Source organism: uncultured Albimonas sp. (assembly GCF_963977235.1).
GTDB lineage: Bacteria > Pseudomonadota > Alphaproteobacteria > Rhodobacterales > Rhodobacteraceae > Albimonas.
This window is the reverse complement of record NZ_CAXBOD010000006.1, coordinates 73,082-93,771: the sequence shown is the minus strand read 5'-3', so window position 1 is coordinate 93,771 and position 20,690 is coordinate 73,082. Positions and strand designations below refer to the sequence as shown.

Annotated in this window: 8 protein-coding genes; 6 read left to right on the top strand and 2 right to left on the bottom strand. The window is 74.3% G+C overall.

The genetic code is table 11. From position 1 onward, the window contains the following. Window positions 1–63: 63 nt before the first annotated feature. Window positions 64–10,014, bottom strand: a complete 9,951-nt coding sequence (locus AAC134_RS06200; protein ID WP_339948195.1) for an autotransporter outer membrane beta-barrel domain-containing protein — start codon at window positions 10,012–10,014, stop codon at window positions 64–66. Between the two features lie 410 nt (window positions 10,015–10,424). Between AAC134_RS06200 and AAC134_RS06195 the strand changes: the two genes are divergently transcribed. The 3 genes from AAC134_RS06195 to AAC134_RS06185 all read left to right on the top strand — a co-directional run bounded on the left by AAC134_RS06195 (window position 10,425) and on the right by AAC134_RS06185 (window position 14,919). Further along, window positions 10,425–12,020, top strand: a complete 1,596-nt coding sequence (locus AAC134_RS06195) for an amidohydrolase family protein (RefSeq protein ID WP_339948194.1) — start codon at window positions 10,425–10,427, stop codon at window positions 12,018–12,020. 212 nt (window positions 12,021–12,232) lie between these two features. Beyond that, window positions 12,233–13,213, top strand: coding sequence for an ABC transporter substrate-binding protein (locus AAC134_RS06190; protein WP_339948193.1), 981 nt, complete (start codon window positions 12,233–12,235; stop codon window positions 13,211–13,213). Beyond that, entirely contained in the window at window positions 13,213–14,919 is a 1,707-nt protein-coding gene (locus tag AAC134_RS06185; RefSeq protein WP_339948192.1) for an iron ABC transporter permease, read from the top strand. The genes AAC134_RS06190 and AAC134_RS06185 overlap by 1 nt, the downstream gene beginning before the upstream one ends. Before the next feature lie 27 nt (window positions 14,920–14,946). On the opposite strand, the gene AAC134_RS06180 is transcribed toward AAC134_RS06185, so the two are convergent. Then, window positions 14,947–16,047: an ABC transporter ATP-binding protein gene (locus tag AAC134_RS06180; RefSeq protein ID WP_339948191.1), complete on the bottom strand. Its 1,101-nt coding sequence runs from the start codon at window positions 16,045–16,047 to the stop codon at window positions 14,947–14,949. Window positions 16,048–16,344: 297 nt separating this feature from the next. On the opposite strand from AAC134_RS06180, the gene AAC134_RS06175 reads away from it, so the two are divergent. From AAC134_RS06175 to AAC134_RS06165, 3 genes are read left to right on the top strand one after another with little or no spacing between them, the layout of a single operon-like run. After that, complete coding sequence (locus tag AAC134_RS06175; RefSeq protein ID WP_339948190.1) at window positions 16,345–17,073, top strand: GntR family transcriptional regulator; 729 nt, start codon at window positions 16,345–16,347, stop codon at window positions 17,071–17,073. 23 nt (window positions 17,074–17,096) lie between these two features. Continuing rightward, complete coding sequence (locus tag AAC134_RS06170; protein ID WP_339948189.1) at window positions 17,097–18,596, top strand: amidohydrolase family protein; 1,500 nt, start codon at window positions 17,097–17,099, stop codon at window positions 18,594–18,596. Window positions 18,597–18,615: 19 nt separating this feature from the next. Beyond that, on the top strand, window positions 18,616–20,688 hold the full coding sequence (locus AAC134_RS06165) for a hydantoinase/oxoprolinase family protein (RefSeq protein ID WP_339948188.1): 2,073 nt from the start codon (window positions 18,616–18,618) through the stop codon (window positions 20,686–20,688). Window positions 20,689–20,690: the final 2 nt, after the last annotated feature.

The window sequence follows — 20,690 nt, the reverse complement described above, 5'->3', positions numbered from 1 at the left end:
GAAGTCGGAGGCTCAGCGCCCGCCCGGCCGGGCGGCCGGGCGGGCGGGCGGACGGGCGCGGAATCAGAAGCGGACGGTGACGCTCGCCCGGCCGGTGTGGCCGGTGTAGCCGTCGGCGAAGGCGCCCTCGTAACCGAGGCCCACGTCCACCCGCTCGCCGGCCTGCAGCGAGGCGCCCAGCCCGATCCGCCCCACCGCCTGCGACTGCGCCGCGCCGTTGACGAAGCCGGGAACCCCGGTGGCGTCGTTGGCAAAGCGCGCGGTGGCCTCGTAGCTGTCGAGGCTCGACAGGCTGACCCCGACCCGCGCCCAGGCCCGCAGGCCCAGATTGTCGCCGAGGTCGCGGCGCAGGCCGGCCTCGATCGCGGGGGTCAGCACGAAGGCGGTGGCGTCGCTGTCCTCGACCCGCAGCGAGCGCCGCCCGGCGCCGGTCTCCGTGTAGCCCTCGGCCGCCACGTGGATCAGGTCGAGATCGAGCGAGGGCCGCAGCCAGCCTCCGTCCAGCTCCTGCGTCCAGTCCGCCCGCAGCCGGGCCCCGAGGCTCAGCGCCCCGTGCTCGGCCTCGGCCCCGCCGGGCGCCAGGATCCCGGCGCCGCGGGAGGTGTCGAACTCCGACCAGCCCGCGGTGGCGGCGGCGCTCAGCGCCAGCGCCCCCATCTGCCGGGTGACCCCCGCGCCGAGGAAGCCCGAGGTCCCGTCGACCGAGGACCCGCCGCCCTGCTCGGAGAGGTTCAGCGTCTCCCAGCCCAGCGCGCCGGAGACCCGCCACCCCGGCGCGACCTGCATCGAGCCGGCAAAGCCCGCGGTCCAGGCCTGGCCATCATAGCCCGCCGCGGCGCCGTTCCCGTCCTGCGACAGGTCCCGCCCGGCGCCCAGCATCGTCAGGCAGCCCGCGCCCTCGCCGCCCCAGGAGACGGAGCGCCCCCCGGTCCCGCAGTCGAGCAGCGCGTCGAAGCGGTCGCGGGCGAGCTCGAAGGTCGCGGCCTCGCCGGCCAGCGAGGCGCCCATCGTCATCCCCGACAGCGCCGGGAGCAGCGCGCCACCGGCCGCCGCCGCCTCCAGCCGCCCGAAGAACCGGGCGAAGTCGCGCTCGCCCGACAGGAACAGCCGCTCGAGGTAGCGGGCGGCGGCGGCCTCCTGGCCCTCGACGCCGGGCTGGCGCTCGATCTCGATGCCGCTGGCGCGCAGGGTCAGGCCGCCGTTCTCGATCGTCTGCTCGAAGCGGAACAGGGCCCCCGCGACCCGGTCGAAGGCGCCCGAGATGTCGCCCTCGACCTCCATCACGCGATGCTCGGCCCCCCCGATCAGGGAGCGGGCGGCGAAGGCCATCTCGCCGTCCAGCCGCGCGTCGCCGCCCACCGAGATCAGGTCGCCCTTCGCCCGCATCGGGTTGGCGTCGACGGCCAGCACCGCCCGCGGACCCATCTCGAAATCGCCGGAGATGGCGAGCTCGGAGTGGTCGTTGGAATCGCCCGCCACCAGCAGCCCGCGGTTGAGGACGTCGGCGTCGTAGCGCTCGGCCCCCATCAGCACGCCGCCGCGATGGTTGATCAGGTCGATGCCCTGGAGCGGCGTCGGCCGAACCGCCAGCGCCACGGGGCGCCGCGCGGCGGCCGAGATCGCCCCGCGCGCCGAGGCGCCGGACTGCTCCTGACCGTCCGGGCCGAACTCCGACCCGTCTTCCTCAGTCACGAAGGCGCCTCTGACGAAGGAGATCGTTCCGTCGATGACGCCGTAGTTCTCGATCGAGACATGCGAATCGTAGAGGTCGTCGCGGCTGACATAGCGGATCGCCTCGCCCGACAGCGCGGTGACCGTGCCGCGGGAGTAGACCCGGATCGTGTTCCTCTCGCCCCCGCCGTGCATCAGGATGCCGTAGGCCGAGTCGCCCGAGCCGCCCTGCACCAGGCCGCCGACATAGGCGTCGATGAACACGTTCTCGAGGCCCCGGCCGTTGCCGCCGCCCAGGCTCTGCAGGAACACCGCGGTGCTGCTGACGCCGTTGGCCGCCACCATGGTCGTCGAGTCCATGATGAAGGTGATGCTGTTTCCCTTGCCCACGCTGCCCGTGGTGTTGAGCCCCGCAAAGCCGCCGGCCGCGCCGCCGCCGCCCAGGCCGCCGCCGCCGCCCAGCGACTGCGCGATGACGCCGTAGGCGCCGTCGCCGTGGGTGATCAGGGGCGCGTCCACGAAGACGCCGACGCGGCCGGCGTCGCCGGCGCCGTACATCCGCTCGATCGAGGTGTCGGGCAGGCCGCCGACGTGGTTGTTGACCAGCCTCAGCCCCTTCGCGAGCGAGATGTCGCCGCCGATGCCGCCGCCGCCGGCGATGGACTGGGCGACGATGCCGTGGGCGCCCTCGCCGAAGGTCATCGCGCAGGTGTCGAGCGCCTTCAGCGAGCAGCTCTCAGGCGCGCCCAGGGTGACGCTGACGTCGCCCGCCTCGGCGACTCCGACATAGCCCTGGAGCCCGCCGAGACGCAGGTCGGAGACGTTCGCCCCCCCGGTCGTGGCGAGCCCGCCGCCGCCCGAGATCGACTGGGCGACGACGCCGATGGCCCGGTCGCCGGTGGTGACCACGCGGCCGTTCATCTCGACGGTCGTCTCCCCGGACTCGTTGGCCCCGTCGCCGCCATGGCCGCCCAGTTGCAGCGCCAGGCTGCCGCTGGCTTCGCCGAGCCGCGCCACGCCGCCGCCGCCCGAGATCGACTGGGCCACGATGGCGTGGGCGTCATCTCCCTGGGTGAGGACCTGGCCCAGCGAGCTGGTCACCGTCCCGCTGGTGCTCTGGGAAATGGTTTCGGGAACGATCCGGACCGTGCCCGAGGCGCGGTCGTCGCCGCTGGTGCTGGTCGAGCCCAGGCTCAGGCGGGCGCCGCCGGCCAGGTCGGAGAAGGTCGCAAGGCCCCCGCCGCCGCCGATCGACTGCGCGAGCATCCCGTAGGCGCCCTCGCCCAGGGTGAAGATGGCGCCGCCATCCTCGCCCCGCCCGGTGTGGCGAAGCCGGACCGCGCCCGCCTTGCCGCCGCCCTGGGTCTGGCCGAGGGTCATGTACACGTCGGGCTCGCCGCCCCGGTAGGTCTTGCCGAGGTCGGCGATGCCGCCGCCGCCGGCGATGGACTGCGCCGCCAGCCCGTCGGCATGGTCGCCCGCGGTGGCGATGGCGCCGCCGAACAGCACGTCCACGGTGTCGCTCCAGCCGGTCGCGGCGCCGGTCGCGCCCAGTTGCACCGGCAGGGAGCTGTCGGCCCAGTCTGCGTCGAACGACGGGGCCGAGAGCTGGCCGCCCCCGCCCGAGATCGACTGCGCCGTAACCCCGCGCGACAGATTGCCGGCGGTCTGCACCAGCGAGGGACCGGCCGCGTCGACGCCCATCTCGAGGCCGATCGCCCCGCCGTAGGACGTGCCGCCGCCCGAAGCGCCCAGCGTGGCGCGCGACATCCAGGGCGCCGGCAGCAGGGCCAGCCCGCCGCCCCCGCCGATCGACTGGGCCAGCAGCGCCGAGGCGCCGATGCCCCGCGTCACCAGGATCGCGTCCCCGATCTCGAGGGTCACGACGCCGGGGGCTGCGATGGTCTCGCCGTTCCCGTTGGCCTGGCCGGTGGAATTGGAGCCGCCGAGGCGTGCCTCGACCACCCCCTGCGCCTGCCCGAACTTGATCGGGATCGCGTTCCCCAGGGCGCCGACGCCGCCGCCGCCCACGATGTTCTGCGCCAGCAGGCCGGTCGCGCCGGCGCCCGCGGTGCGGATCCGCGCGCCCTCGTTCATCGTGGCCGCAAGCGCGGCCGAGCCGAAGGTCCCGCCATAGTCGCCGCCCACCAGCAGCCCGTGCTGGCCGTTGTTCGCGACGGCCCGCACCGTGGTCGAGCCTACGGCCGCGATGCCGCCGCCGCCCATGATCTCCTGCAGGACCACGCCGTTGGCGCCCCAGCCGGAGGTGACGAAGTCGCCGGTCAGCGTCGCCGCGATCCCGCCGGCGGCCGCATTGGCGTCGAGCCCCTGGGCCCGCTGCCGGTCCGCCGCCCCGGCCGAGCTCGTCCCCGAGCCGCCCACGCGCACCGAGACCGAGGCCGTGGAATCCGAGGTCTGATCGTGGCTCAGCCCCGCGACGCCGCCGCCGCCCGAGATCGACTGCACGATCGCCGCCTCGGCATAGTCGCCCCAGGTGCGGATGGCGCCGCCCAGCTCGGCGGTGACGCCCAGGTTCTGGATCCCGGCCTGGGCCGTCGACTGACCCAGGTCGATGCTCATGATGTAGGAATTCGGGTCGGTGACATGGCTCACCGGCGCGGGCGGCTGACGTTTGTCCTTGTCCTCGTCGTAGGTCCAGGAGGCGCCGCCTGCGCCCCCGATCACGCCGCCGCCCCCGGCGATCGCCTGCATCACGACCCCGTCGGCGTCCGCGCCGAGCGTCTGGATGTCGCCGTCGGCCACGAAGCTCGCATCGACGGGCAGGGCGTCGGGGAAGGCGTTGGCGCCCAGGATCGAGATCTCGCGGATGAGGTTCGCGCTCTCGCCGGCGGTGGCGCGCTCGAGCAGCTCGAAGCCGGTGGCCACGCCCCCGCCCGACTGCACGCTCTGGGCCACAACCCCGCGCGAGCCTGCGCCGAGCGTGGTGATGAACGAGTCCTCGCCGAGCGTCACGTCGAACCGGTCGGCGCCGCCGCAGGCGGTCCCGACCTGGCACTGCGCGGCAGAGCCCATCACGACCTCGCCAGAGGACAGCGAGGTGGTGGTCGCCCGGTCGATCTCGGCCGGCGTCAGCGAGACCACGCCGCCCCCGCCCCCGATCGACTGCACGATGGCCCCATAGGCCCCGTCGCCGCGCGTGGTGATGTCGTCGCGCAGGATGAACACGGCCGATCCCGCCCGGCCCTGCGCCAGGGACTGGTCGCCGGCGCCCAGCGCCAGCTCGAACAGCAGGTCGAGCTTCGTGGCGGGCGGCGCATCGGGATCGTAGCGGCGCAGCGCCGAGCCGTAGGCCAGCGTCGCCAGCGTCGTGCCGCCGCCGCCGGCCACCGACTGCAGGATCGACCCGTGAGAGGCGAGCCCGTCGGTGTTGATCTTCGTGCCCGCCTCGAGCTGGGTCCGGACGGCGCCGGCGTTGCCCACGGCGCCCTGGGCGCCGTTGCGCAGCAGGCGCGCGCCCTCGACGCCGGCCGCGCCGCCGCCCCCGCCCACCGACTGCACCAGCAGGGCCGGGCTGCGGGGACCGGCGGTCAGGATAGTGAAGGCGCCCTGGGCGACCGCGGCGCCGCCGTTGCCGCCCCGGCCGCCGTCGCCGCCGGCGATGAAGTCGAGATGCGCGCCGCGGAACAGCGCGTTGAAAGCGTCGGCGAAGGGCTGCCGGTCGTCGGGGTCGAGCGTGTCGATGGCAAGCTCGGCCGCGGTCAGGGGCGCGGTTCCCACCCCGCCCATGCCGCCGCCGCCGCCGACCGACTGCACCGTCAGCCCGAAGGCCGAGCCGCCGGTGGTCTGGATCAGGCCGCCCTCGCCGTTGGCCTCGGCGCGCGCCGCGCTGGCGCCGCCGCCGCCGGGGCCGCTCGCGCCCACGCCCAGGCGCACCACGGCCGCGGCCAGGGGCTCCTCGCCGTCGCCGAGGATCTCGTCGAGGTTCAGCTCGTCGAAGGCCGGATCGTCGTTGGTAAAGGTCTCGCCATCGCCGTTGCTGGGGGCCGTGGTCTCGGCCTCGATGCCGAGGTTGGCCACCAGCCGCGAGGCGGAGCCGCCCATGCCGCCGCCGCCGCCGATGGATTGCAGCACCACGCCATGCGCCCCGAAGCCCGCGGTCGAGACCGCCGCGTCCTCGCCCAGGCGGAAGCCAACGTTCCCGCCGGCGCCGCCGTCGCCGCCCGTGCCGCCCAGGCGGAGCGACAGGTCCAGCACGCCGATGGAATCGTGGGGCACCGCGCCGCCGCCGACGCCGCCGCCGCCACCGATGGATTGCAGCACCACCCCGTCGGAATAGTCGCCATGGGTGATCACCGCGCCGTCGAGCGTGGGCATCCGCCAGGCGTCGGTCTCGGTCCCGACGACGGCGAACTCGCCGCCGTTCCCGCCCAGGCCGCCGCGGCCGCCGACGTTGACGTTCAGCGCCCAGGGGCGCTCGATCTGCTCCTTGATCTCCTTCAGCTCCAGCCCGAAGTCGAGCAGCGAGCGGTCGCCGTCCTCGTCCGTGCCGCCGCCGCCGAAACCGCCGCCCATGCCGCCGCCGCCGCCGATGGTCTGCACCAGCACGCCGTCGGCGTCGGCGCCGAAGGTCTCGATCCCGCCGTCGAGCTCCAGCGCGCCGATGTCGCCGCCGGCGCCGCCCGCGCCGCCGGTCATGCCCACGCCCACGCTCAGCCGGGGCGCCTTCACGCCGCCCAGCTTCTGGGCGATGGCGTCGGTCAGCTTCGAGGAGAACGAGACCGACGCGCTCTGCGAGGCGCCGCCGCCGCCGCCGACGGTCTGCATCATCAGCCCGCGGGAGCCTTCGGCATGGGTGCGCAGGACCGTGTCCTCGCCCAGCCGGACATGGAGGTCGCCGGCGGTCTCGGCGGCGTTGCCGCCCATGCCGCCGACGCTGATCGCGGTCTTGACGCCCGACCCCTCCCCGAACTTGTTGGTCGAGGCGCCCGCCACGCCGCCGTTGCCGCCGCCGTTGGAGACGCTCTGCGCCATGGCCGCGTTGGAGTTCAGCCCGAAGGTCTCGACCAGGGTGGTCCCGTCGAGCGTCAGGTCCACGTCGCCGCCCGCGCCGCTGCTCGCGCCCTGGCCGCCGACCGAGACCGCGACCGAGACGTTGATCTTGATCCCGCCGGCCTCCTCCTCGCCGCCCTCGCCTTCGCCGGGGACCAGCTCGAGGAGCTTGTTGAGCAGCAGGGAGCCCACGGCCAGCGAGCTGCTGTCGCCGCCGTCGCCGCCGCCCCCGCCCACCGAGTGCGCGAGGATGCCGTGGGCGCCGTCGCCCCGCGTGCTGACGCTCGTGTCGGTCAGCGAGAGGCCGACCGCCCCGCCGTCGCCGCCGGTTCCGCCGGTTCCGCCCACGCTCGCGGCGCCGGCCATCGCGATCTGGACGTCGGCCTCGGGGATCGGCAGGTCCAGCGCATAGGCCAGCGCGTCGGCCGAGCCGCCGGTTCCGCCGCCGCCGCCGATCGACTGGACGACGATGCCGTGGTTGTTGGCCACGTAGTCGCTCTCGGGGTCGGACTCGGGGTCGGAGTCCGAGTCCGAGTCCGGCCGCTCGACCCCCGTGGCGATCGACACGTCGGTCAGGTCGATCGAGATGGCGCCGCCCGCGCCGCCGTCGCCGCCCTTGCCGCCGACCCCGACCGCGGTCGCGAGGCCGAAGTTGACGTCGAGGCTGTTGGCCGCGCCGCCCGCGCCGCCGCCCCCGCCCACCGAATGGGCGATCAGGCCGCGCGCGTGGCTGCCCGAGGTGACGATGTCGGTGGCGCGCAGGGTTCCCTCGATCAGGCCCCCCGCGCCGCCGCTGTCGCCGCCGCCGGCCATGGCGACCGAGGTCAGCGCGATCAGCCCCAGGCTGGTCGAGCGCGCGTCCCCGCCCGTGCCGCCGCCGCCGCCGATGGCCTGCAGCAGCACCCCGTGCGCGTTGCCGCCCAGCGTCGAGACCAGGTGCCGGTCGCCGGCCGCGTTCGCGCCGGTGAAGAAGTTCACCCGCCCGGCGCCGCCGCCCACCCCGCCGTCGCCGCCCACGGCGGTGGCGGGCAGGACCACGTCGATGCTGAAGACGTTGCCGCCGTTGCCCCCGCCCCCGCCGATCGACTGGGCGACCAGGCCGAAGGAATAGTCGCCCGCCGTCGTCGTCACGGTTCCGTCGTTGAACGTCAGGTCGACCAGCCCGCCGGCGCCGCCCGGCCCCCCCTGGCCGCCCACGGTCACGATGCTCAGCGACGGTTCGCCGATCACGTCGCCGCCGCCGCCGCCGATCGACTGCGCCACCAGGCCCATCGAGGCCGTCTGCGCGGTGTCGATCCGCCCGCCTTCGCTGACGAAGCGGACCGTGCCGCCCTCGGCGCCCTCGCTGCCGCCGCCGCCGGAGACGGCGACGAAGCCGTTGTCCGAGGTCAGCGACCCGCCGCCCCCGGAGATCGACTGCAGCAGCATCCCGTGCGCGCCCTGCCCGGAGGTGAAGATGTCGAACCGCCCCGAGACGTCGACCCCGCCCGAGACGCCGGCCGCGCCGCCGTTGGTCGAGCCGGTGTCGATGATCGAATAATCCGCGTCGGCCGAGCCGCCGCCGCCGGCCAGCGATTGCAGCGCCACGCCCAGGGCGCGGTCGCCGCGGGTGGAGATGCGCGCGGCCTCGGCGCCCGCGCCCGGCCCCTTCAGGGTCAACAGGCCCGAGTCGCCGCCCTGGCCGGCGGAGTCGTCGTTGAAGTCGACCAGCCCGCCGGGCGCGCGCACGCCGCCCCCCGCGCCGCCCTTGGCGTAAAGGATCAGGCCGACCGCGTTCTCGCCGTCGGTCGCGATGCTCGACCCGGCGCCGAGCGAGACCTCGAGGTCGCCCGCGTCGCCGCCGTCGCCCCCGAAGGAGTTGGTCGAGTTGCCCAGCCCGCCGAGGCCGCCCTGCGCGAAGACCCCCACGCCGATGACGTTGTCGCCGGCCACGTCGACCGAGGCGTTGTCGGCCAGCGCGACCCCCGAGACCTCGAACGCCTCGCCGGACTCGCTGACGCTCGCGTCGCCGCCCTTGCCGCCGTTCTGGCCCGAGATTCCGTCCTTCGACGCGCCCGCGGCCGCGCCGTAGGTGGCCGCGAGGATCCCTGCGGACTGGCTCACGAAGGCGGGGTGCGCGTCGGCCGCGCAGTTCGCGCCGTCGACGCAGGCGCGGTCGATGGTCTGCGCCTGGGGCGCGTCGAAGTCGCCGGCCCGCAGGACGATCGCGCCGTCATGCCCGACCGTGACCTTCTTCGAGTCGCCGCCGGCGCCGCCGGGCACGCCGTTGGAGACCGAGTCGATCGAGGCGTAGCCGGCCTGGCTCGCGGCATAGATGCCCCAGGCGCCACCGTCCCGCTCGACCAGCGCGTTGACGGTGATGTCGCCCTCATTGCGGACGTCGACGAGGCCGCCGTTGCCGCCGCTGGAGGTCGGGTTCGCGCCGCGGCCGCCCATGCTCTGGGCAAAGATGCCGGCCGCCACGTCGCGCAGCGCGCGGTCGCCCGTCTCGCAACCCTCGACGGTGGCGCCGCAGACCTGGATCGAGGCGACGTTCGTCACCTGCACGACCTTGGCGTCGCCGCCGTTGCCGCCGCGGGGATCCTCGCCCGCCGTGGTGTCGCGCTGGCCGCCGTCGCCCCCGGTGCTGGAGGACAGGATGCCGATGGCGCCGACGCGCGGGCCGCCGTCGTCGGCTGCGCCGGCCCCGAGCAGGATCGCGCCGCGGTTGGCGACGCTGGCGTTGCCGCCCGCGCCGCCGTGGCCGCCGTCGCCGCCGCCGATGGTCTGGGACTTGGCGTTGATGCCCTGGCCGCCGATGCCGGCGGCGTGAATGCCGTAGATCACCCGGTCCCGGCTCCACATCCCGGGCACGGCGCCGGCGCCGCTGTTGGCCGAGAACAGCAGGTCGGTCAGCGTCAGGGCGGCGAAGTTCTCGACGGTGACCACGCCGCCCGCGCCGCTGACGCCCGCGTCGGAGCCCTCGTTGGAGCCCTGGCCGCCGCGCGCCTGCACGCCCAGGACGGCGAACTGCCCCGGCGCTGCGGGGCCGGAAAGGATCGCGCGGTTGCTCAGGGCATAGGCGCCCGCCTGGATCGCATCGCGGTCGTCGCTGCTGGGCGCCTGCGGCCCGGTGTAGAACACCTGGGCGCCGGAGACCGCCGCGCCCTCGGGAATATCGCAGCTTCGCCCGCTGCCGTCGGTGGTTGAGCCGGTCTCGCAGTTCGCGAGGCTCTGGGCCGAGGCCCCGCCGGCGGAGAGCCCGAGCGCCGCGACGCAGCAGGTGCCGAGCAGACCGGCGCGCAGCCGCGATCGCACGCCGACGGCGCGCGTTTCGATAACGATGAAGGACAAGACGTTTCCCCAAGACCAGTTGATCAGGCGACTCTCGCCCGACCCCAGCCGCCGCGCGTCCCCCCGGACCCAGCGTGACGTCAACCAGATCAAGTTCTCCCAGCAACGATTGATTCTGCAAGCGCACACAGCGGGATGGCATCTCACAAGCGCGAGACTGTTGCGCGACGCAACAGGCCTTGCCCCGGCGCGAGCTGCCGCCGGGGCCGCCGGGGCGGCGGAGGCTTGCGCGCGGCGCCTGCGCTCGGCGCGGCCTCCCGCCTGGGGGCCGGGTCGGGCGGCGGGGTTTGACGGTCGGGCCGGGCGGCGGGCCGCGGCGGGCTCTGCGGCCATGGACGGCGCGGCCCCGGGCGTGGAAGGCTCGGACCCGCGCCGTTCGCGTCCGCCGCGCCTCGATCCAGGAAGCCGCCATGCCCGCCGTCCCGCCCGCGCCCGACCCCAACCCCGGCTCCACCCCCAACCCCGGCCCCGACCTGATCGTGGAGGCGGGCCACGTCCTGCGCGGCCTCGACGCGGCGGGCGCGATGATCGTCGACGAGGGCGCCGCGATCCGCGTCGAGGCGGGCCGCGTGGCCGAGATCGGACCGCGCGCCGAGATCCTGCGCGGGCGCGAACACCTGCCGCGGGTCGGCGGCCCCGGCATGGTGGCGATGCCGGGCCTGACCAACGGCCACCACCATTTCGGCCTGACGCCGCTGATGGCCGGCGTGCCCTTCGCGCCGCTGGAGCTGTGGCTGCCCCGCTTCCGGGCCATGCGCCAGCTGCCGCTGCGGCTCGACACCCTGTTCTCGGCCATCGAGATGCTCGAGAGCGGGACCACCTGCGTGCACCACATCTTCTCGAGCCTGCCCGCGGATCGCGAGGTCTGGGACGAGACCGCCGACGCCGTGCTCGACGCCTATGAGGAGATCGGGATGCGGGCGGCGTTCTCCTGGATGATCCGCGACCGCAACGTGCTGGCCTATTCGCCCGACGCCGAGGTGCTGGGGCGGATGCCGGGCGACCTGGCGGCCTGGGCGGGCGCGGGGCTCGCGGCCTCGCGCGTGCCGGTCTCCGCGCAGATGGACTTCTTCCGCCGGCTCAAGGCGCGGCGCGAGGGCGCGCGGCCCGATCACGTGCGCGCGGCGCTGGCGCCGGCGAACCTGCACTGGCTGAGCGACGGGGCGCTGGAGGAGATCTTCGGCACGGCCGCCGAGGCCGGCGCGCCGGTGCACATGCACCTGCTCGAAACCCGCCGCCAGCGCGACTTCGCGCGCGAGCGTCTGGGCCGCGGCGCGGTCGAGCATCTGCATGCGCTGGGCCTCTTGGGGGCGAACGTGACCCTGGGCCATGGCAACTGGATGAGCGAGGCCGAGCTCGACATCGTGGCGGGCTGCGGCTGCACGATCTGCCACAACGCCTCCTCGGGACTGCGGCTGGGCTCGGGGATCGCGCCGGTGAACGCGCTGCGGGCGCGCGGGGCGCGGGTGGCGCTGGGCATCGACCAGTCGAACCTGGTCGACGACCGGGACATGAACGTGGAGATGAAGCTGGTCTGGGCGCTGCACCGCGGCGCCGGGATGTTCGGCGCGCGCCCGGACGCGGCCGCGGTCCTGCAGATGGCGAGCGAGCATGGCGCGGTCTCGGCCGGGTTCGGCGGGATCGCGGGCCGGCTGGAGCCGGGCTACGCGGCCGACGTGGCGCTGTTGGACCTCGCGCGGATCGGGCGGCCCCGGATCAGCCCGCGCACGCCGATCGCCGAGGCGGTGCTGCACCGCGGCTCTCGCGCGGCGGTCGAGACGGTGCTGGTGGGCGGGCGCGTGGTGGTGCAGGATGGCCGCGTGACCGGGATCGACCGCGAGGCGGTGATGGCGGAGATCGACGAGAGTCTCGCGCGCCCCGAAACCCGGGCCGAGGCCGCGACCTGGGCGATGGCCGAGCGGCTGGTCGCCCATCTCGAGGACGAGCACCGCTCTCGCGGGTTCGCCGACGATCCGGTTCCCTATCGCTACAACGATCTGGCGTGAGGCGGGGTTCGGGGAGGTGGCGGACGGGGGGCCTATCCGGGGGCGGCGGGACGGCTCTGTCGCGGGCTGCGCCCGCGAGGCGCCCGCCCGCCGACCCCGTCGGGGACGCGCGTCGGCGGGCGGGGCGCGGGTTTGGCGCCGAACCGACACACGACTGCAACAAGATCGCGATACCAAGCGGGTTCCTGACGAATCCCGACACCGGAGCCTCCATGAGACGCCACCTGATCGCCATCGCCGCGCTGGCGGCCGCCCCCCTCGCCGCCCCCCTCGCCGCGCAGGCCGAGTCCCTGGTCGTCTACACCTCGCAGCCCAACGAGGATGCGCAGGCCACGATCGACGCCTTCATGGCCGCTCATCCGCAGATCGAGGTCGACTGGGTCCGCGACGGCACCACCAAGATCATGGCCCGCCTGCGCGCCGAGATCGAGGCGGGCAACCCCCAGCCCGACGTGCTGTTCATCGCCGATTCCATGACCATGGAGGGGCTGAAGGCCGAGGGCCGCCTGATGGCCTACGAGGGGGCCGACGTCTCGGGCCTGGCGCCGGGGCTGTATGACGCCGAGAAGACCTGGTTCTCGACCAAGCTGATCACCTCGGGGATCGTCTACAACACCGCCTCGGAGGCAAGGCCCGAGACCTGGGGCGACCTCGTCGAGGGGCCCTGCGCGGGCAAGGTGGCGATGCCCTCGCCGCTGACCTCGGGGGCGGCGACCATCCACATGGCCGCGCTGACGGCCAACCCCGAGCTGGGCTGGGACTATTACCGCAGGCTCGCCGAGACCGGCGCGGTGGCGCAGGGCGGCAACGGGGGCGTGTTCAAGGCGGTGGCCGGCGGCGAGAAGCTGTGCGGGATCGTCGTCGACTTCCTGCCGATCCGCGAGGCGCGCAAGGGCGCCCCGGTGGCCTTCGTGTTCCCGCCCCAGGGCGTCTCGGCGGTGACCGAGCCGGCCGCGATCCTTTCGACCGCGAAGAACCCCGACGCGGCGCGCGCCTTCATCGACTTCCTGCTGTCCGCCCAGGGCCAGGAGCTGGCGGCGCAGATGGGCTACCTGCCCGCCGACGCCTCGGTCCCCGCGCCCGAGGGGTTTCCCGCGCGCGAGACGATCAAGCTGATGGACTTCGACCCCGCCACGGCGCTGGCCGAGGATGAGGCCAACAAGGCGACGTTCACCGAGATCTTCGGCGGTTGATGACGCGGCCGCGTCTTCGCGACATCGGGGGCGGCGGCCTGGGGGCCGCCGCCCTTTCGGCGCTGGTGCTCGCGATCGTCGGCGGGCCGTTCCTGCGGCTGATGGCGGCGGGGCTTTCGGGCGACCAGGGCGCCTCGCTGGCGCCGCTGGCGCAGGCGCTGGGCGACGAGACGGTGCTGCGCGCGCTGCGCCGGAGCCTGGAGACCTCGCTGCTCTCGGCCCTGCTGGCGCTGGGGCTGGGCACGCTCTATGCGCTGCTGCTGGGGCTGACCAACGTCCGCTTCAAGACGGCGTTCGTGTTCCTGATCCTGGCGCCGATGATGATCCCGCCGCATGTGACGGCGATCGCCTGGATCCAGTCGCTGGGCCCCTCGAGCGTGCTGCTGCGCACGCTGGGGATCGCGCCGCCGCTGGGCTCGACGCATCCGCTCTATTCGCCCTCGGGCATCGTGCTGCTGCTGGCGATCCAGCATGCGCCGCTGGCGATGCTGCTGGTGCGCGCGGGCCTGCGCGCCCTCCCGCGCGAGGCGCTGGAGGCCGCGCGCATCGCCGGCGCCCGGCCGGGGCGGCTGTTCCGCCGGATCCTCGCCCCGATGCTGGCGCCCCATCTGGCGGCGGCCTTCATGCTGGCCTTCGTCTCGGCCCTGGGCAACTTCGGCATTCCGGCGCTGCTGGGCATCCCCGCCGGCTACACCACCCTGCCGGTGCTGATCTACGAGCGTCTGTCGAGCTTCGGTCCGGGCGTGCTGGGCGAGGTGGCGGTGCTGTCGAGCGTGATGGCGCTGGTCGCCCTCGCCGCGGCGCTGGCCCAGCGGGCGCTGGAGCGGCGGGCGGGGGCGCAGGCCATCGGCCCGCCCTCGCGTCCGCTGGCCTTCGCGCTGGGTCCGGCGCGGCCGGTCGCCGAGGCGGGGCTGGCGCTGGTGGTGCTGGCGACGCTGGCGCTGCCGCTGGCCTCGCTGGTCTCGACGGCGCTGGTGGGAGCCTATGGCGTGACGCTGTCGCCCCAGACCGTGACGCTGGAGAATTTCGAGGAGGTGCTGTTCCGCCAGGCCGCCACGGGGCGGGCCTTTGCGAACTCCTTCCTCGCGGCGGGGGGCGCGGCGCTGGCGTTGGGGCTGTTCGCTGTGGTCTTCGGCCATGTCTCGCGCAGCCGAGGGGCGGGGCCGCTGCCGGCGCTGGCTTCGGGGATGGCGGACGTGGCCTATGCGCTGCCGGGGCTGGTGCTGTCGATCGCGCTGATCCTGGTGTTCGTGGCGCCGCTGCCGTGGATCGGGGTCAGCCTCTACGGCTCGGTGGCGGTGATCTTCTTCGCCTACCTGGTCCGCTTCCTGACCGTGGCGCTGAAGCCGGTGGCGGCGGCCTATGCGCAGCTCGACCCCAGTCTCGACGACGCCGCCCGGGTGGCCGGCGCGAGCCTGGGTCTGCGGCTGCGGCGGATCTTCCTGCCCGCGGTGCTGCCCTCGGCGGCCTCGGGGGCGATCCTGGTGTTCATGACCGCCTACAACGAGGTCACCGTCTCGGCCCTGTTGTGGTCGCGGGGGTCGGAGACCATCGGCACGGCGATCTTCAACTACGAGGACGGGGGCTACACCTCGCTCGCCGCGGCGATGTCCACGGTGACGGTGGCGGCGACCGCGGGGCTGATGATCGCGCTGACGCGCCTGGGGCGCCGGCTGCCGGCGGGCGCGATCCCCTGGCGGGATTGAGCGCGGGGCGGGACTGAACGCCGGTCCTCAGGCCTCGACCCGGTCGCGGGCGGCGGGGGCGAGGGCCGCCAGCTCCGGCGCGGGCAGGGCCCAGCCCGAGCGCAGCGCCACGCCCAGCGTCTCGCCGGCCGCCACGGGGCCGGTGGCGATGGCCTCAAGGGTCAGACCCTCGGGCGTCTCCAGCGTCAGTTCGCGCAGGCCGCCGCGGTAGGTGGCGCGCAGGACGCGGGCGGGGGCGAAGCCGGGGCCGGGGGCGCCCAGCGAGACCTCCTCGGGGCGCACGAACAGACCGCAGGGGCCTTCGGGGACCGGGCGGCCGTCAGGGGCGCCTTCGCGCAACGGAACCTCGCCCAGGCCCTCGAGGCGGGCGAGGCCGCCGCGGCGGGTCGCGGGCAGCAGGGCGCCGCGGCCCACGAAGCGGGCGACGGCGACGCTCGCGGGCCGCCAGTAAAGGTCGTCGGGCGCCGCCACCTGCGCGAAGCGGCCGTCCATCATCACCGCGATCCGGTCCGCGAGCCCCATCGCCTCGCGCTGGTCGTGGGTGATGTAGAGGGTCGTGGCGCCGCCCACCCGGTGCACGCGCAGGAACTCCTCCTCCATCGCAGCCCGCAGGTGGGGGTCGAGGTTGGCCAGCGGCTCGTCCATCAGCACCAGCCGCGCGTCCGAGGCGAGCGCGCGGGCCAGCGCCACCCGCTGGCGCTGCCCGCCCGAGAGCTCGGCGGGGCGGCGGGCGGCATGGGGCGTCAGGCCCACGGTCTCGAGGCAGCGGGCGGCCAGCGCCTCGCGCTCGGGGCGCTTGAGGCCGGCGGCCTCGGCGGGGAAGGCCACGTTCTCGGCGACCGTCATGTGGGGCCACAGCGCGTAGGACTGGAAGACGAAGCCGACGCGGCGATCCTCGGCCCGCAGGTGCACGCCGGGGCCGGACCAGGGGGTTCCGTCGCAGGCGATGCTCCCCTCGGTTGCCGTCTCGAGCCCCGCGATCAGGCGCAGCAGCGTGGACTTTCCGCAGCCCGAGGGGCCGAGGACCACGAAGAACTCGCCGTCGCGGATGGTCGCGTCGAGCCCCGCGAGGGCGCGCGAGCCGTCGTCGAACCGCTTGCCCAGGCCCTTGATCGTCAGTTCGGCCATCTCGCCTCTCCCGCTGTCGCGGGCACGCCCTAGCACAGGGCGGGGGCGGCCCGGGCGCGGGGAATGCGCGCAGCCGGGGCAGGGGGGCGGCGGCGAGGAGGGGCCCGGAGCGGGCGCCTGGCGGCCGTAGGCGAAAATCCGGGAATCGTATATTTTGTTGCGGTGCATCGAGGGCGTCCGTAGCCTCGTCTCACCGACCTTCGATCCGACGATTCGTCCCGAAAGGACGCGCCTCTTGCGCCACGCCCCCGCCCCTCGGCGCCCCGCGCTCCGCCCCTCGCGCCCGGGGGCGGCGAGGTGACCGCGAAGACGCCCGAGATGGACGCCGCCCCCGGCAAGGCCGCCCGCCCGCGGCCGCCGGCGCCGCGCCCGCTGGCTGCGGACGAGAGCCTCGCCGACCGGGCCTATCGCGCCATCGAGGACCTGATCGTGACCATGGAGCTGGCGCCGGGCGCCCGCGTCTCGGAGCCCGCGCTGGTGCAGCGGCTGGGGATCGGGCGCACCCCGGTGCGCGAGGCGCTGCAGAGGCTCGCCGCCGATCGGATCCTGGTGAACCGCCCCCGCCGCGGCATGGTGGTCTGCGAGATCGACGTGCACACCCAGCTTCGCGTGCTGGAGGCGCGCCGCGCCCTCGAAGTCGCCATGGTCCGCGCCGCCGCCCGCCGTCGGACCCCCGCGCAGGCCGAGCGCCTGACCGCCATGGCCGGCGAGTTCCGCCGGATGCGCGGCCAGGCCGACCATGTCCCCGTCCTGCGCCACGACCGGGCCTTCATCGACCTGCTGCTGGACTGCGCGGCCAACCCGTTCCTGAACGGGATCGTGCCGCTCTACGCCATCTCGCGCCGCTTCTGGCTCGCGCATCACCAGCGCACCGACCGCTTCGACCCGGCCGAGATCACCGACTTCCACATCCGCATCGGCGAGGCCGTGGCCGCCGGCGACGACCCCGCCGCCGGCCGCTTCGCCGAGGCCTTCCACGACCATATCGAGGCCTTCGCCCGCTACGTCGGCCTCGAGCTGTCCTGACCGTCCCCCACCCGGAGCCCCGCATGACCGACCCGACCGCCCCCGAGGCCCCGATCCCCGACACCCCGATCACCGTGATCCGCAACGCCGCCTGGGCGGTCGTCTGGAACGCCGAGGCGGGCCGGCACGAATACGCCCGCGGCGTCGACGTGGTCTTCCAGGGGGACCGGATCCTCTCGGCCGACGGACCCTGGACCGGGCCGGCCGACGCCGAGATCGACGGGCGCGAGCGGATGGTGATGCCGGGCTTCGTCGACGTCCACTCCCACCCCAGCTTCGAGACGATGCTCAAGGGCCTGACCGAGGAGGTCTATTCCCCAAAATTCTACATGAGCTCGCTCTACGAGTTCCTGACGCTGTTCGAGATCGACGAGGAGGGGATGCGCGCCTCCACCCAGGTGGCGCTGGCCGAGCTGCTGCAGTCGGGCGTGACCTCCCTTTGCGACATCTCGTTTGCGCATGAGGGCTGGCTGGACGGGCTGGCCGCCACCGGCATCCGCGCCTTCGCCGCGCCCATGTTCCGCAACGGGCCGTGGAAGACCGCCAACGGCCACTCGGTCTACTACGAGCTGGACGAGGCACGGGGCGAGGAGTCGATGAAGGCCGCCATGGCCTGCCTCGACGAGGCGGCGAAGCACCCCTCCGGCCGCGTCTCCGGCGTCGTCTCGCCGAGCCAGATCGACACCTGTTTCGAGGGCCTGCTGCGCGAAGCGATGCAGGAGGCGGAGGCCCGGGACCTCCCCTTCACCATCCACGCCGCCCAGGGCGTGATCGAGTTCAACGAGATGATCCGCCGCCACGGCGTCACCCCGATCCGCTGGATGGAGGACATCGGCATCCTCAACGAGCGCACGCTGATCGGCCACGGGATCTTCCTCGACAGCCATCCGCAGGTGGGGTGGACGACGTCTTCCGACGACCTGGGGCTGATCGCGGACGCGGGCGCCTCGGTCGCCCATTGTCCCACGGTGTTCGTGCGACGGGGGATCTCGCTCCAGCACTTCTCGGCCTATCAGGAGCGGGGGGTGAACATGACCATCGGCACCGACACCCACCCCCAGAACATGGTCGAGGAGCTGAAGACCGCGATCTACGTGGCCCGCACCATCTCGGGCAACGCCGCCAAACCGACCGCCGAGGCGCTGTTCCACGCCGCCACCGTCGGCGGCGCCAAGGCCCTGCGGCGCGACGACATCGGCAAGATCGAGCCGGGCGCCAAGGCCGACCTGGTGCTGGTCGACATCACCCACGCCTCGCTGCGCCCCCTGCGCGATCCGGTGCGCGCGCTGATCTTCTCGGGCGGGGAGCGGCCGATCAGGGACGTCTACGTGGACGGGCGCAAGGTGGTCGAGGACGGCCGCGCGGTCTTCATCGACTACGAGGACGCCATGGTGCGGGTCGAGGCGGCGCAGAAGCGCTCGATGGACCTCGTGCACACCCGCGACTGGGCCGGGCGCAGCGCCGACGCGGCGATGCCGCCGGTGTTCCCGATCCGTGGCCACAACCGCCCCGCCGGGCAGTGATTTTCGAAGGATATCCGCGATGAAACTGATCGGCGTCGACGTGGGCGGCACCTTCACCGACCTCGTGCTCGTGGAGACCGAGAGCGGGGAGAGCACGGTCCACAAGGTCCCCACCACCCCCCACGACCCCTCCGAAGGGGTGCTGACCGGGGTCAGCGAGCTTTGCGAGCTGGCCGGGGTTTCTCCGGCCGCCGTCGACCACGTCCTGCACGGCACCACCACCGCGACCAACGCGGTGCTGGAGCATGACGGCGCCGTCACCGGCCTGATCACCAACGAGGGGTTCCGCGACGTGCTCCACATCGGCCGCCACCAGCGGCCGCAGCATTACTCGATCCGCCAGGAGATCCCCTGGCAGGACCGCCCCCTGGTGAAACGCCGCCATCGCAAGACCGTGGGCGGGCGCATCGCGCCCCCGGGCGTGGAGCTCGCGCCGCTCGACGAGGCCGCCGTGGCGACCGCCGCCCGGGAGCTGGCGGAGGCCGGCGTCGAGGCCATCGCCATCTGCTTCCTGTTCTCCTACCTCGACCCCTCCCACGAGGCCCGCGCCAAGGCCATCGTCGAGGCCGAGGCGCCCGGCGTCTTCGTCACCACCTCCTCGACCGTCTCCCCCCAGTTCCGCGAGTTCGAGCGCTTCACCACCACCGCCATGAACGCCTTCATCGGCCCCAAGGTGCGCGACTACGTGAGCCGGCTGGAGAGCCGCCTCTCCGAGGCCGGCTTCGCGGCCGACCTGCACATCATGGGCTCGAACGGCGGCGCCGCGACCGCGCGCATGGTCTCCGAGCTGCCGGTGCTGACGCTGCTGTCGGGGCCGGCTGCGGGGATCATCGGGGGCGCCTGGGCGGGGGCGCTGTCGGGGCGGAGCAACCTGATCACCTTCGACGTGGGCGGCACCTCGGCCGACATCGGCATCGTGCGCGAGGGGGCCTTCGCCGAGGCCTCGGCCCGCGACACCTCCATCGCCGGCTTCCCGGTGCTGGCGCCGATGATCGACATCCACACCATCGGGGCGGGCGGCGGCTCGATCGCGCATGTGGACGCGGCGGGGGGCTTCAAGGTGGGGCCGCGGTCGGCCGGCGCCGTGCCGGGGCCGGCGGCCTACGGGCGGGGCGGAACGCAGCCCACCGTCACCGACGCCAACGTGGCGCTGGGCCGGCTCGATCCGCGCGCCTTCCTGGGCGGGGCGATGAGCCTCGACGTGGAGGCCTCCCGCCGGGTGGTCGGAGAGCTGGCCGAACAGCTCGGCATGAGCCTCGAAGAAACCGCCGACGGCATCCTCGCGGTGGTCAACGCCAACATGGCCAACGCCGTGCGCTCGCGCACCGTGCAGAAGGGGCTGGATCCGCGGGCGTTTTCGCTGATGGCCTTCGGGGGCGGCGGGCCGCTGCAGGCGGTGGACGTGGCTGCGATCCTCGGGATCCCGGAGGTCATCGTGCCCCCGGCGCCGGGGATCACCTCGGCCGTCGGCCTGACCGCGACGGACATGAAATACGACCTCGTGCGCACCGCCTTCGTCACGTCCGCCGACGCCGACGCGGGTGCGCTGGAGGCGCTGCTGGCCGAGATGCAGGCGGAGCTCGCCTCCCGCCTCGCCGCCGACGGCTTCGCGCCGGACGAGATGCGCTTCGAGCGGGCCGGAGACCTGCGCTACGTTGGCCAGGGCTATGAGCTGCGCTGCGCCTTCCCCGGCGCCGCCCTCGACGCGCCGGCCATGCAGGCGATCTTCGCCGACTTCACCGCGCAGCACCGCCGCGAATACGGCCGCGTCAACGACACCCCCATCGAGATCGTCAATGTCCGCGTCCGCGGCGTCGGCGCCATGCCGGTGCTGGAGAAACCCGCGCCCCCCGCGGGCGGCAGCCTCGAGGCCGCCCACCTCCATGACGCCGAGATCGCCTTCCGCACAGGCGGCGCCATGACCCGGATGACCACCCCGGTCTACCGCCGGGACCGCCTGCCGCTCGACACCGTGATCGAGGGGCCGGCGCTGATCACCCAGAAGGACACGACCTCGATGCTCCGGCCCGGCGACAGCCTCGTCGCCGACGCCGGGGGCAACCTGCTGATCCGCGTCGCGCAGAAGGGATGACG

Bases quoted from the DNA above. Each gene is read 5' to 3' on its own strand.
- AAC134_RS06180 (WP_339948191.1), bottom strand. From the start codon at position 16,047: ATGGCCGAACTGACGATCAAGGGCCTGGGCAAGCGGTTCGACGACGGC.
- AAC134_RS06170 (WP_339948189.1), top strand. From the start codon at position 17,097: ATGACCGACCCGACCGCCCCCGAGGCCCCGATCCCCGACACCCCGATC.
- AAC134_RS06190 (WP_339948193.1), top strand. From the start codon at position 12,233: ATGAGACGCCACCTGATCGCCATCGCCGCGCTGGCGGCCGCCCCCCTC.
- AAC134_RS06195 (WP_339948194.1), top strand. From the start codon at position 10,425: ATGCCCGCCGTCCCGCCCGCGCCCGACCCCAACCCCGGCTCCACCCCC.
- AAC134_RS06165 (WP_339948188.1), top strand. From the start codon at position 18,616: ATGAAACTGATCGGCGTCGACGTGGGCGGCACCTTCACCGACCTCGTG.
- AAC134_RS06185 (WP_339948192.1), top strand. From the start codon at position 13,213: ATGACGCGGCCGCGTCTTCGCGACATCGGGGGCGGCGGCCTGGGGGCC.